14 protein-coding genes are annotated in these 12,817 nt (G+C 66.9%); 6 read left to right on the top strand and 8 right to left on the bottom strand.

Annotated elements, in window-relative coordinates; genetic code table 11:
• Nucleotides 1-1,571, top strand: a 1,571-nt coding sequence (locus tag Q7W02_04770; GenBank protein MDO8475502.1) for a recombinase family protein, incomplete at its 5' end; no start/stop codon positions are given.
• Nucleotides 1,572-1,900: 329 nt separating this feature from the next.
• Here the strand turns inward: Q7W02_04770 and Q7W02_04765 are convergent.
• The 3 genes from Q7W02_04765 to Q7W02_04755 form a co-directional block, all read right to left on the bottom strand.
• Nucleotides 1,901-2,341, bottom strand: a complete 441-nt coding sequence (locus tag Q7W02_04765; protein MDO8475501.1) for a transposase zinc-binding domain-containing protein — start codon at nt 2,339-2,341, stop codon at nt 1,901-1,903.
• 75 nt (nt 2,342-2,416) lie between these two features.
• Entirely contained in the window at nt 2,417-2,638 is a 222-nt protein-coding gene (locus Q7W02_04760) for a hypothetical protein (GenBank protein MDO8475500.1), read from the bottom strand.
• On the bottom strand, nt 2,635-2,976 hold the full coding sequence (locus Q7W02_04755; GenBank protein MDO8475499.1) for a hypothetical protein: 342 nt from the start codon (nt 2,974-2,976) through the stop codon (nt 2,635-2,637). The genes Q7W02_04760 and Q7W02_04755 overlap by 4 nt, the downstream gene beginning before the upstream one ends.
• Before the next feature lie 170 nt (nt 2,977-3,146).
• Here Q7W02_04755 and Q7W02_04750 point away from each other — a divergent pair, with 170 nt between their 5' ends.
• Nucleotides 3,147-3,986 (top strand): hypothetical protein, encoded by an 840-nt coding sequence (locus Q7W02_04750; protein MDO8475498.1) that lies wholly within the window; start codon nt 3,147-3,149, stop codon nt 3,984-3,986.
• A gap of 88 nt (nt 3,987-4,074) precedes the next feature.
• Nucleotides 4,075-4,602 (top strand): peptidoglycan-binding domain-containing protein, encoded by a 528-nt coding sequence (locus tag Q7W02_04745; GenBank protein MDO8475497.1) that lies wholly within the window; start codon nt 4,075-4,077, stop codon nt 4,600-4,602.
• Nucleotides 4,603-4,817: 215 nt separating this feature from the next.
• On the opposite strand, the gene Q7W02_04740 is transcribed toward Q7W02_04745, so the two are convergent.
• From Q7W02_04740 to Q7W02_04725, 4 genes are all read right to left on the bottom strand, one after another.
• A complete protein-coding gene (locus tag Q7W02_04740; protein MDO8475496.1) occupies nt 4,818-6,656 on the bottom strand; it encodes a HipA domain-containing protein in 1,839 nt (612 codons plus the stop codon).
• A gap of 109 nt (nt 6,657-6,765) precedes the next feature.
• Entirely contained in the window at nt 6,766-8,178 is a 1,413-nt protein-coding gene (locus tag Q7W02_04735) for an amidase (GenBank protein MDO8475495.1), read from the bottom strand.
• Nucleotides 8,179-8,497: 319 nt separating this feature from the next.
• Nucleotides 8,498-9,355 carry a hypothetical protein gene (locus Q7W02_04730; GenBank protein ID MDO8475494.1) on the bottom strand — a complete coding sequence of 286 codons (858 nt, stop codon included), beginning with the start codon at nt 9,353-9,355 and terminating at the stop codon, nt 8,498-8,500.
• Nucleotides 9,352-9,570 (bottom strand): helix-turn-helix transcriptional regulator, encoded by a 219-nt coding sequence (locus Q7W02_04725; protein MDO8475493.1) that lies wholly within the window; start codon nt 9,568-9,570, stop codon nt 9,352-9,354. Before Q7W02_04725 ends, Q7W02_04730 begins: the two co-directional genes overlap by 4 nt.
• A 118-nt stretch (nt 9,571-9,688) precedes the next feature.
• On the opposite strand from Q7W02_04725, the gene Q7W02_04720 reads away from it, so the two are divergent.
• Entirely contained in the window at nt 9,689-10,570 is an 882-nt protein-coding gene (locus tag Q7W02_04720; GenBank protein ID MDO8475492.1) for a Dam family site-specific DNA-(adenine-N6)-methyltransferase, read from the top strand.
• A gap of 80 nt (nt 10,571-10,650) precedes the next feature.
• Here the strand turns inward: Q7W02_04720 and Q7W02_04715 are convergent, their stop codons facing one another.
• Nucleotides 10,651-10,875 carry a hypothetical protein gene (locus tag Q7W02_04715; GenBank protein ID MDO8475491.1) on the bottom strand — a complete coding sequence of 75 codons (225 nt, stop codon included), beginning with the start codon at nt 10,873-10,875 and terminating at the stop codon, nt 10,651-10,653.
• A gap of 418 nt (nt 10,876-11,293) precedes the next feature.
• Here Q7W02_04715 and Q7W02_04710 point away from each other — a divergent pair, with 418 nt between their 5' ends.
• Both Q7W02_04710 and Q7W02_04705 read left to right on the top strand, forming a co-directional pair.
• Nucleotides 11,294-12,163 (top strand): MaoC family dehydratase N-terminal domain-containing protein, encoded by an 870-nt coding sequence (locus Q7W02_04710; GenBank protein MDO8475490.1) that lies wholly within the window; start codon nt 11,294-11,296, stop codon nt 12,161-12,163.
• Between the two features lie 37 nt (nt 12,164-12,200).
• Nucleotides 12,201-12,817: LLM class flavin-dependent oxidoreductase (locus Q7W02_04705; protein MDO8475489.1), on the top strand; the 617-nt coding region annotated here is incomplete at its 3' end.

Here is a 12,817-nt window from a genome sequence, read left to right as displayed (position 1 = left end):
TGAGCTGGACCCCCGATGGTCAGATCGAGCTGAATCCCGACCGGCGCGTGCAGCAGGCGATCCGGATGGTGCTCGACAAGCTGTCCGAGTTCGGCAGCGTCCGCCAGGTGCTCATGTGGTGTCGCGACGAGCGCGTAGCGCTGCCTACGCTCGAGACCGAACGGCCGCGGGCGATCACGTGGCGACTGCCGACCTACCAGATGGTCCTGTCGATGGTGCGCAGTCCCTTCTATGCGGGGGCCTACGCCTTCGGTCGCCGGGAGAGTCGGACCCGCGTCGTGGACGGCCGAGCCACACGGACGTCGGGCCACCATAAACCCATGGCGCGGTGGACGGCCTTGATTCGCGACCATCATCCCGGGTATATCTCGTGGGAGCAGTTCGAGCGCAACCAGCGACTCCTCGAGGAAAACACGCACATGAAGGGCACGATGACCCGCAAAGCCGGGCGCGGCGGCCAGTGCTTGCTGGCGGGCCTGCTGCGCTGCGCGCGGTGCGGGCGCATGCTGCACGTCATGTATGGACGACGGGGCTACGCGCGCTACGAATGCCGGCAAGCCAATCGCGCGGAGGCAGCGTCGCGCTGCATTGGCTTTGGCGCCCGACGGCCGGACGAGACGGTGAGCGCCGAGATCCTCACGGTGGCGCACGGCAGTGCGCTCGCGGCCGCGATCGAGGCCGGGGATCTCGCGGAGCAGGACCACCACGCCCAGCACCGCGCGCTGGCGCTGGAGTTGGAACAGGCCACGTACCACGCGGCGCTCGCCGCCCGACGCTATGAAGCGGTGGACCCCGACAACCGTCTGGTGGCCGCGGAGCTCGAGGCGCGATGGAACGGAGCGCTCCAACGGGTCGCCGAGATCGAAGGCCGATTGACGACGCAGGGACGCGGCGCGCCGCGATCCGTGCCGGCCGTCGATCGAGACGCGCTCGAATCGCTGGCCACGGATCTCCCCAGGGTTTGGGATGCGCCAAGCAGCGCGATGCGACTCAAGCAGCGGATCGCGCGCCTGCTAATCCACGAGATCGTCGCCAATACCGCTGAGGACGCGCGCGAGATCGTCCTGGTGCTCCACTGGGTGGGCGGCCGACACTCCGAGCTGCGGATGCCACGACCGAAGGTGGGTGATCACCGCCACCGGACTGGCCCGGACGCCGAGGGCGTCGTGCGGCGCATGGCGGGCGCCTGGCCGGATCACGACATCGCCGCCAGCCTCAACCGGCTTCGCCTGCGCACCGGAGCCGGCAACACGTGGACGGCCTCGCGCGTCAACTCGCTGCGACAACGGCTGCGCCTCGTCGACTACGACGAGACCCGCGCGACGCCCCGGCTCACGCTGAACCAAGCGGCCGATCGGCTCGGCGTCGGGCCGTGGGTGGTTCGAGGGCTCATCACGTGTGGCCTCCTCGAGGCGACACAGGTGGTGCCGTGTGCCCCATGGCAGATCGATCCTGCGGTGCTCGACACCGACGCCATTCGCACCGCCGCAAAGAACGTGGTGCAGGGTCGCCACCGTCGCCCAGGGAGTCGCATCGGCGATGTACACAACCTCGAGATTCCAGGTATTTGACGAAAGGATGCACAATGTCACTACACCGCGAGGGGCCAGCACGCCGTGGCAGATGAGCAGGTTGGTTTCGGGCCGCGGCGTCATCGCCGCCAACCGTTCCAGGAACTCCAGCGGCTCGAACACCAACCCCCGCGTGCCGTCGCGCCACGCCGTCTTCAGCTCGAGCGCGACGCGGCCGGCGCGCCGCAGCGGCAGGCGCGCCTGCGCGAAGGGCGGACGCAATACATATCTGCACAGACGCTCCACCCCCGCCCGATCGTTCGCCGACACCCACACGTTGGCGTGCAGGTTGAAGCCCTCGAGGTGCGCCTGCCGCGGCCCGCGCGACGTCACGGCCGCCGTGTCGCGCTCGTCGCCGAGCCGCCGCACCCGCGCCCCTGCGCGCAAGCCCAGCGCCACCCGCCCCTGCACCGAGGCCCCGACGATCCCGGCCAGCACGGGGGACTCGTCCGCCAGCCGATCCGCCGGCCCCGTCGCCTCGTCGGCCGGCTCCAGGCCGCGGCGCACCAGCAGCCGTTGCACCCGGTGGCGGATCGTCGCGAGCGCCACGAAAACGGCACCAGGTGCTCGCGGGCGCAACCCTCACACTGAAACCGCGCCACGCCGTGCTCGAACACGCCGCACGTCAGGAACTCCCGGAACTCGCGCTCGACGAACTGCGGCAGGCCCGCCCCGTCGCCGGCCTCCGCCACCGCCTCCAGGAAGGCCTCCAGGTGGAGCGCGATGACCTGGTGGAGCACGGTGTGCTCGGCGTCTCGCGGGCGATACACGGGCGCGACACATCCCATGCCTCTGGGTAGCGCGCCCGCGCCGCCCTGCCCATGCCCAGAGATGGATACGCCGGCTCAGGCCCGCGCCGGCTCGCTGACGCCCCCACTCGGGCCAAGCCCTTCAGGCGCCGCCGGATCGCGCCGACCCGGCCGAGGTCGCACGCCCCGGCGCCAGCCGCGCACCGCATGCGGGATCTCCGGCGCGTTGCCGCCGATGTCGCGCACCCTCGCGCGGCGCGTCCCGATCTGGACGGGGATGGTCTCGCCGTCCACGACCCAGACGACGCGGCCCCTCATCGAGCCTCAGGCGTCCGTCCGTTCCCGACACACGCGTCAAGGAGGTCCGCCCAGTGAGTCGCCGACGCGAAGTCCAGCTCTCGGTAGAAGGCGGAGTGATCCAGAACGAGCGGGAAATAGATCGAGATCCCGCGGGCCGGTGCCATGAACGCGCCGACGTGTCCCTCGGCGATGATCGGGCTCCGGCCCTCGTCGCCGTCGATCATCCGTTGCATGTCGCGGCAGGCATCCGCGATGCGGCCCTTGCCGGTCGCGGTCGCCACGTTGCCGGCCAGGTGGTGCAGGTCCACGTACAGGCCCTCGAAGAACTGGAGCGTCCGGGTGTTCCTTTCGCCCACACTTCGGGCCCACACTTCGGGCTTGACGGGCTCGCTGTGCGCGCTATATCAGGGGCCATGGTCCCTGTGGACACGGCTTTCCCCGTCTTCAACGAGTTGAAGCGCGAGGAGAGCGTGCAGGCCGCCAGCAAGGGTCTGGCCTGAGGCGGCGCGGACCGAGGAGAGCACACATGCTGGCCGAGCTGCGGGAGCGCGACGCCACCGGCGAGATCGCCGCGATCTACGACGAGATCCGGCGGCTCTGGGCCGTCCCCTACGTCTCCTCGCTCCAGCGCCACCTGGCGACGCGCCCAGGCTGGCTCGAGTGGACGTGGGCCGCGCTGAGGCCGGCCTTCGCGAACGGAGGGGCCCAGGTCGCCGCCTGGCGCGCCGCGGAGGGCCTGACCGTCCCGCGGCTGGCGCCGATCTCGCGGCACGCGCTCCGCGTGTGGGGCGTGGACGCGAATGGGGAGGCGGCCATCCGCGCGGCATGCGCCAGCTTCGTCCGCGTGAGCCCGGTCAATCTCGTGCTGTCGGGTCTGCTCCGGCGACTCCTGCGCGGAGACCGACCCCCCGGCGCCGCCACTGACACACGGGGCTGGACACCTCCACCGCCACTGGGACCGCTGCCCGTCCTGGTCGACCCGGCTGCGCTCCCGCCTGCGCAGCAGGCAGTGCTGGCCTCTCTCGGCACGGTGGTGGGACAGCAGCCGTTCGTCCCGGGACTCTACCGGATGCTGGCGTCGTGGCCGGCCTTCCTCGCGCACGTGGCGACGGTGCTGCGGCCGCACCTGCAAGACGCGGCCACCCGGGCTGCGTGCCAGCGGCTCCTGGACGCGGTCGACGCCGAGATCCCGGCCGTGTTCGCCGCCCTACCGATGCCGCCCGCGACGCCCCCGATGCCGCCCGCCGGTGAGTTCGCCGACGTGCTGGCCGCGCTCGACACCTATCGCAAGACGAGCCCCGAGATGGTCGTCTTCGGCCGGATGATCGGGGACGCGTTGCCGGCTCCGGATGGAAGCGAGTCATGACTCTCCGCATCTTCATCGGCTGATCGAAGAACCTTTCGATTCATGGCACAGCCGGTGTACTGTCTCCTCGCCAGCGCAGAACTCTTCCATGGAGGTGATCGTCATGCGGTTGGTGCCCGTATCCGGCCTCGGGTTGGTGCTCCTCGCTTTGCTGCTCCTGCCGGCCATCCTGACGACGAACGTCTCGGCCGCGGAGCTGAAGTCGTCCTCGCCTCTGACTCCGCAGACCATTCGCCAAGCTCAGGAGGCCCTGAAGAACAAGGGCCGCGACCCCGGGCCGATCGACGGGGTCCTGGGACCACGCACCGTGGCGGCGCTGGACGCCTACCAGAAGGCCGAAGGGTTGGCGACGACTGGAAGGCTGGACGCCAAGACAATGGCGAGCCTGGGTATCCAGGTGTTGCCGGAACCCCGATTGAGAGCCGACCACGTCCAAGAGCTGCAGCAGGCGCTGGCCGACCGCGGGTACGATCCGGGGCCGGTCGATGGGGTGATGGGCACGCGGACGCGGGCGGCATTGAGAAAGTACGCGGCCGTCCCTCCGCCCCAGGCGCCGACGCCAGCAGACGAGACCATCAAGCGATTCAGAACCAACGAGCGTCGGCAGAGTCCGTGAAGGAGATCGCAGAAAATATAAAATCCGTTCTCAGTCACGGTCTCGGCGCGCATAGTCAGCCCACCTCCTGCGAGACGTCGACCAGCTCGCGCGGCTACGGACGGCTCAACGGGGAAGCGGTGGCGATGGTGGCGAGAGCCAGCCTGGATAGACGGCGCAGATGATCGAGGTCGCGTTGCCGGCACGGGAGGGAGGCGGGCCCTGACTGCCCTGGATCATTCAAGCGACTCTATTCGCGTTCGGACAATCTCCAGCATCTTCGCGGTTATAGCTCGGTCTTCTGGTCCGGAGCCCGGAAGCTCTGGCAGCGAGATCCGGCCGGCCGCCTCCTTCATCCGCTGAATCATGTCGCCGATCGCGGCGTCCGTGTCTGCTGCATTCAATCCTGCCGTGCTGGCAAGAGTCCGGAAGTCCGCGCGGTGCAGACGAGCGTCCTTGCCGTTGAGCGTGAGCGCCAAGCGGTCCCGCTGGAGTCTGGGAAAGACGCGCGTGGTCACCGCGTCGTAGAGCGGCGCCATCCGGACCGAGCGAAACTGCTCGTCTCCCGGTTCGGCAATCTTCAGCAGCGCCATGTTCTTCAGGTGCATGTCGCCGTCGGCGATCAGCCAAGCGAAAAGCGCCCGCTTGATCACGATCAAGACGTCTTCTTCCGGCGCGGTCGATAGCTGCCGGACGGCCTTTGCGACGCGTTCCATGGTGCCGTCATACTTCGCGTCAGTCGGCAGGTCGAGGACGGAGCAAAAGTCTTCCAGTGCGATCAGGCGCTTGTCTTCAACACTCTCGCGGATATCGAACCGCTCGACAAGCAAGGCCGGCCGCATGCCGTCGGGCATGGCGACGAGCGCCGCCGCAGGGACGGCAAACCCGGTGGCCCGGCCGAGCTCCAGGGCGGTCCATTCGATCACCGGCAGAGATTCGAACCCGCTTGTTCCTGCCGGCTTGAGGATATGAGTGAACGGCTTGCCGGTGCTCGGCGATATCGTGCCGCTGATATCGAGATACATCGGGGCCTTGATTTGGATGCCGGAGAGCCGCGGCGTGTCCGCGCGCTCGTAGATTCTCGCTAGGCTCCGCTCGAAGCTCTGCTCCATATCTCCCCTGCCCGGCCCCGCATACGCGCCGGTGAACACGCCGTTCGCGGCATATTGCTCCAGGCGCGTCAGCAGTATCTCGGGCGGCAGCGCCGCGAGCTCGGGTTCGCGCTCTACGATTGCGATGTTTGACATGTACCGCCTGCCCGACCGCAACTTCGCCCGCTCGTCGCGGTCTTTGAGGACCGCCTCGAGCCAGCCTTCGGGTAGCAGGGAGACAATAAAGGGCGGCAGCTTGCCGGGGGTGGTCTGGCGCACCACCGGAGGGCCGCTGCCCGGTGTCGGAGTCCACCGCCACTCGACGCCGTCATGGACAAGGTTCCCGATGCGCACGCCATGCCAGGCGACGATCAGGTCGAACGCCGCTTCGTTGCGCACCGGTGATGTCGCTGGGCCGCGCAGCAGGAACCGCTCGGCGTACTCCCCTTCCCGGTACCATTCGTTCTCGCGGGCCAGCGTCCAGACGGCATCGGCGGCGGCCGTGGGACTGCCGAATTCCTCGATCAGGTGCGCGGCGATGGCCTCGCGCATGGCTTCGTCGATTGACCCTGCATGCTCGCTTCGTAGCCGGAAGGCTTCGAGGAAACGCTGGCGGACGGAAGAGACATCGATCCGGAATTCGCCCATGCCGTCGCCCACAACCGCTGCGACGAGCGAGGGATGTTTGGGCACTTCATTCTGGATGATTTCGAGCGCCCGGATGCGGGTGCGCTTGTTGCGCCGGCCGCTCAGGAACAGGCGGCCGTCCCGGGTCGGGCCCAGGAGGACGGCGCTGGCGGCCGACAGGTATGCCCGGGGGTAGAGGTACTTCGCGATGCGGACGGCGTGCTTGAGAACCGTGGCGTCGATATCATCGTCGGCGTCCACGTAGACGCCCCGCATAAGCTGGACAAGCTTCCCCGTCTCGGCTTGGTAGTGGCTGCGCGTCTTGTCTATGGTTTCGCCGACGAGGTGGAGCGTCATTTCCTAATCTTTTAGCATCTCAGATGCGTGAAAGTTAGCACACAAACCGTACTGAGTCAATCTCTCTAACAATCGAGCATCTGAAATGCGTGAAAGTTTCATCTCACCTCTAAGGCTTCGCTGTCGAAGGCTCCGGGGGCCGGCGCTGCTTCCAGTCGGTGGCCTGCTCGTAGGCCCAGCCGATGCGCAGCGCCATCGCCTCCTCGCCCGCATTGCAGACGATCTGTAGCGACAGCGGAAGCCCGGCGGCGGTGAAACCGTCCGGCACGGCGAGAGCGCAGAGACCGAGATAGTTGACGGCCCGGGTGAAGTGCGCGGCGGTGCCGGACTGGTCCGCCTGGTCGATCGGGATGGGCGGCATCTGCGTCGTCGGCGTCAGCAGCGCGTCGACGTCGGCGAGCGCGGCAGCGACGACCCGCCGGCGCTCTTCCCGCTCCGCCAACGCGAGCAAGTAGTCGCGCGCCGAGACGCCGCGCCCGATCTGGATGCGCGGCCGAACGTGCGGGTCAATCGGCAAGCTCTCGTCATCGACGAGATGCCCGACGAACCGATACCCCTCGGCGCCGATGATGCGTCCGGTGGCCGCGGCGTAGTCGCTGAAGCGATGCGGCAGTGCGGGGCGGACGATCCGGGCGCCGAGCTTGCCGAGCGTCTCGACGGCAGCGTCGTAGGCGGCCAGCACGTCCTTGTCGACGCCCGCGCGCTCCGCGTCGGGCATCACGCAAAGCCTGAGACCGGCGACGCCTTGCCGGAGCGTGGGCAGCGGATCGACGGGCGCCCACGCGAGCGTCTGCGGATCGCGCGGATCGGGCCCGCTGAGCACGCGGAAGATCAGCGCGGCGTCCTCGACGGAACGTGCCAGCGGCCCGGGCGTGTCGAGCGTGGAGGAGAGCGGCAGGACGCCATGCGTGCTGATCCGGCCCGTGGTCACCTTCAAGCCCACGATGCCGCACCAGGCGGCGGGCAGCCGCACGGAGCCCCCGGTGTCGGTGCCGATGGCCACGGGCGCGAGACCCGCCGCCACCGCCACGCCCGAGCCGCTCGACGAGCCGCCGGGCGTCCGGTGCACCGCGAGATCCCACGGGTTCCTCGGCGTGCCGAGATGCGTATTGGTGCCCCAGCTCCCCATCGCGAACTCGACCGTGTGCGTCTTGCCGAGGACGATCATGCCGGCCGCGATGAGCCGCTCGGCGAGGGTGGCGGTGACCGGAGACACGCGCTCGGCCCACACCTTCGATCCGCCCGTGGTGACTCGCCCCTCGAGGTCGACGAGGTCCTTGAGCGCGATGGGGACGCCGTGGAGCGGCCCCACACGGTGGCCGGCGCGGATCGCCCGGTCGGCGCCCTCGGCGGCCAGGCGCGCATCGGCCTCGTAGACGGCGATGAACGCGTGCAGGACGGGGTCCCGGCGGCGAATCCGCTCGAGCAGCGCCTCGACGGCGTCGACGGGCGAGAGCGTGCGCGCGCCGAACGCGCGAGATAGCTCGGCAACGCTGGCCCACACGGGATCGATTCGGGTCATGTGTCGTCTCCTCGAAGCGCGAGCATCACGACGTTCCTTTCGTCGTGCTTCCGCCGACTGCACAGCCCACCACTCGCGAAGCGCCGTGAGTACATCTCGGCTCGGGCCACCGAGTCAAATGCGATTCGGAGGCGAAGGCAGAGCACTCCGGCCCATAGGCAACATCAACGCCAGCGTGCTCTCAACCCTTGAGGACCGGCACGCCGTGGTCTTCGGCCGCGCATCTTCGTGCCGCGATCCCATTCTCGTTCGCCTCAACGATAGGGAGGTATTTTTGGCCGCTTTCCGCTGAGGCCCGTACATTCCTGGATATCGCACTCTACTTGGAGCCTTCGCTTCTGGCGATACCGCACCATTCTTGAACGATGGCTGGGAGTCGCTCTACGACCTCCCGGCCAAACAGAGCCTCATCCACGTATCCCATGTGGAGCATGTCTACTATTCGACATAGGTACGATTTTCCACATTCCCACCACGTGTAGTGGTCGTCCACAATGAGATAGTGTCGAACATGAATCGCCTCATGCTCTCGGAGCTCCTCCAACTCCATCCCGTCGAGGAGAGTCTCATAGACCCCGTCGGCGACGCGGCTACCGAACGTGGTGGTGTAGTAGTACTCCTTGATCTCCCAAACAGCGATGGGGTTGACGGCGTGTGGAAACGCTCCATCAACCCGGCGGGCAAGGGTCCGCAGAGGCGCACCGTCCTTGGTCACCGTGGTAAGCGCGCGGGGATCGTAGTCACACTTGAAGCCCGGACTGTTGGCTTCGATCAGCATATTGACGAGGCCTGTGAGGAATGCCGGAGCCTTCTTCTTGCCCTTCTGCTTGTTCATTGGGAGTGGGCAGGAAGGTCGGAGACGGGCACGATGCTCCTTGAAGAGCGTGCGGGCTTGTGCAGCGTTCAGCAGGCGAGGCTCGACGTAGGTATTAAGTTTGTCGGCCCGGAAAGTAAAATAATCGAGGAGAGTGCGGCCAGTCGTCGTAAGGGAGCCCTGCGGGTCAACAATATGATCGTGACGAAGCCCGACCTTTTTGTAGGCATCCGCGATCTCTTTGAGTGTTGGGACCTTGATCTGCCCTTCGCCTCGGACCGTATATCCCACCGCTTGGCCGATGGCCCTGACGTTCGCCCAAAAGGTGCTTGGCTGGCTGAGAAAACGAGGATCCGGGGTCATGCTTGCTTCTCTTCAAAGCGACGGACGATTTCCGCGAGTGATATCCGCAGGGCTTCGCACACTTGGGCCACTTCAACGAAATCGAGCTGGCGCTCACCGCTTTCGTATTTGCTAACAAAGGACTGGGGCTGGCCGAGCCGCTCGGCGAGGTCTATCTGCCGAAGACCCTTCTCCACTCTGATGGTCCGGAGGAGGGTACGAAGGCGCTCTGCCATCTCCTGGCCCGAGGGTCCCATGGGTGAGGACGCTATCTTGAACTAGACTCATATCCCAAATCGGGATACACTCTGCCCATTGGCGTTTAGGAATTCTTACCCCACACTATCTAGGGCTATGAGAACTCAAGCGAGTCTCTTCGAGGATGTCCCCAGCCGAGCGGGAAGCGCACCTCAAGGTCAACTGCTCAAGTGGATCGGTAACAAGCAACGGATGGCCGAGGAAATCGTCGCGCACTTCCCGAAGAGCTTTGGAACCTATCACGAGCCATTCTTGGGAAGCGGGGCCGTCTTGGCCACGCTTGCGCCCGCGCGTGGCCGAGCATCTGACTCGTTTGGTCCGCTGATGGAGATTTGGCAAGCGCTCAAGGACGCACCTGACAAACTAACGGAATGGTACTCGAAGCGATGGCACCGGATGTTGGCAGGGCAGAACGTTAAGGTGTATGAGGAGATCAAAGCCTCATACAACGCGCACCCGAATGGGGCGGACCTCTTGTTCCTCTGCCGATCTTGTTATGGTGGTGTTGTACGCTTCCGCAAGGACGGCTACATGTCAACGCCGTGCGGTGCGCATCGGCCCATCCCTCCGGAAGCCTTTGCCCATCGAGTTCAAGACTGGCACAGGAGAGTATCGGGTACCGTCTTCTCGCTCATGGAGTACGAAAAGGCCATGAGCCTTGCGGCGCCAGGAGACGTTATCTACTGCGACCCGCCGTACAGTCATAGTCAGTCCATTCTCTACGGTGCCCAAGATTTTAGTTTGGCGCACCTCCTCAAGGTGATCGAGGAGAGTAAGAAGCGAGGAATCTTCGTAGCCTTGAGCATCGATGGCACCAAGCGGTCCGGAGACACGATCTGCGAATTGCCAATCCCTCGGGGCTTGTTTGCCCGCGAGAGCTTCATCAACTGTGGACGTTCAATGCTCAAGCGGTTCCAGATGAATGGGAAGAGCCTGAAAGGCGAACTCGTGGCAGATAGACTTCTCCTGACGCACTAGATTTGCCGGTCAACATCGCTATCCCGTATCTCGCGGGGTTATGCCGTGCTTGGCCGACAAGCCCTGACTAACTCTCCCGCCTACACCAGCGGCCAGGGGTAGCGGTGGCCGCTCCTGTCCCCGGGGAAGCGGGCGTAGTCGGCAAGCGCCTGGGCGCGGACGCGGAGGGCCTGCTGCTCATGGGCGTCGAGGAGATCGGCGAGCGGCTCGGGTAGCCCGTCCTTCACGAAACTCTTCAGGTCCTCCAGCACTCCTTTCGGGATCGGCTCGCCGGCGTAGTCCCAGATGACGGTGCGGAGCTTCATCTCGGTGTGGAAAGTCAGGCCGTTGTCGATGGCGTAGATCAGGTTGTCGGGGCCGAGGAGGGCCCATAGGCAACATTAACGCCAGTTCGTATCACGCGGCCCCATGCAGTGGGCATCCAGAACCCCCTGAAAGACCCCAGCGTCGTCGAGCCGCCGGCCCCGGAGCCCTCCCTGGAGTCGAGACCGCCCGGCTCTGATCCGGCTCGTGCGGCGATTCTGCTCCCGGGACAGGGGGCGTCGTCAAGGGCCGCGTGAGCGGTTGCGAGCGCGTTCACGTGCGCCCAGCTATTCACGGCCCGGCCGCCGCTCGAGCATGTATAGTATTTCCTTCCGCTGTTGCACCGTATCATCCATGATCCGGGCTGCGGCGCTCGGGCCGGCCCGGCCAGGCCCAGCCAGGTCCGGAGAGGAGCGAGAGATGACCACGGTAGAGCTGAGCCCCGAGGGCCTCAAGCAGCACATCGGGCGGCGCGCCGTCTCGTCCGACGTGGTCACGCCCGGACCCGCGAACCTGCTGCGCCTGAGTTTCGGGCGCCCCGAACCCGAGCTCCGCCATGGTGACCCGCTGCCGCCCGGCTGGCTTTGCCTCTACTTCCTGCCGCAGTTCCCGCCCAACGGCCTGCGGCCCGATGGCAGCCCGCTCGACGCAGGCGTGGTCCCGCCCATGCCGCTGCCGCGGCGCATGTTTGCCGGCGAGCGACTGCGCTGGCATCTGCCGATCCGTATCGGCGACGAGCTGCGGCGTGAGACCGAGCTGGCCGACCTGACGATGAAGCCGGGCGCCACCGGCACGCTGGTGTTCGCGTCCGTGGTCAACCGCGTCTACGGTCGGGAAGGGCTTGTGCTCGAGGAGGAGCGGCGCACCGTGTTCCGCGAGGAGGTCCGGGCCGGCGAGCGGAACCAGGCTCCCCGGCGCGAGGATGCCCCCGCCGACGTTCCATGGCGGCGGAGCATCACCCCGGATCCGGTCCTCCTCTTCCGCTTCTCGGCCCTCACCTTCAACAGCCATCGGATCCACTACGATCGTCCTTGGGCCATGGAGGTCGAGGGATACCCGGGGCTGGTCGTGCATGGACCGCTCACCTCCACCCTGCTCCTCGACTTCGCGCGTGATCACAACCCCGGGCGCGCGGTCCAGAGCTACACGACCCAGGCGCGCGCCCCCCTCTTCGACAACGCGCCGTTCGAGTTGCGGGGCCGGCCGAGCGCGGATGGTCGTGGCGCCCTGCTGTGGGCCGTGACCCCGGAGGGTACCGTCGCCATGAGCGCGCAGGTGGAGTTCGCGTAGCGGGCGTCCGCCGAGCCGGCGCCGAGACTTGAGCCCCATGCCCATTGATATTGGACTGACCGGACTCGCTATGCCCATCGCCGAGCTCCCCGGGCTTGCCCAGGAAGCCGAGACGAGAGGATATCGTACCGCGTGGGTGGGCGAGGCCTCCGGCCTCGAGGCGATCGCGCTCTCCACCCTGATCGCCACCCACACGCGGACTCTCAAGATCGCCAACGGCGTGATCCCCGTCCAGACCCGCACGCCCATCGTGTATGGCCAGGCGGCGGCGACGCTCGCGCATCTCGCTCCCGGTCGGTTCGCGCTCGGGCTCGGCCTGTCGAGCGAGATCATCGTGGGCCAGTGGCACGGGCTGCCGTTCGCTCCGTCGGTCCAGCAGATGCGGGAAGCCGTCCAGATCATCCGGATGACGACCGCGGGTGAGCGCGTGAACTTCGAGGGCCGGTTCTACCGGCTCAAGAACTTCCGGCTCTCGATCCCCGCCCCGTCGCCCGCGCCGCAAATCTATCTGGCGGCGCTCGGGCCCAGGATGTGCGAGCTGGCGGGTGAGGTCGCCGACGGCGTCCTCCTCAACTGGATTCCGCCTTCCGCCGTGCCTGCATCGCTGCGCCACGTCGAAGCCGGGGCCAAGCGGGCCGGACGGAGCCTGGCGGA

This window comes from Candidatus Rokuibacteriota bacterium (assembly GCA_030647435.1).
GTDB lineage: Bacteria > Methylomirabilota > Methylomirabilia > Rokubacteriales > CSP1-6 > AR37.
This window is presented reverse-complemented; position numbering and strand designations above follow the sequence as displayed.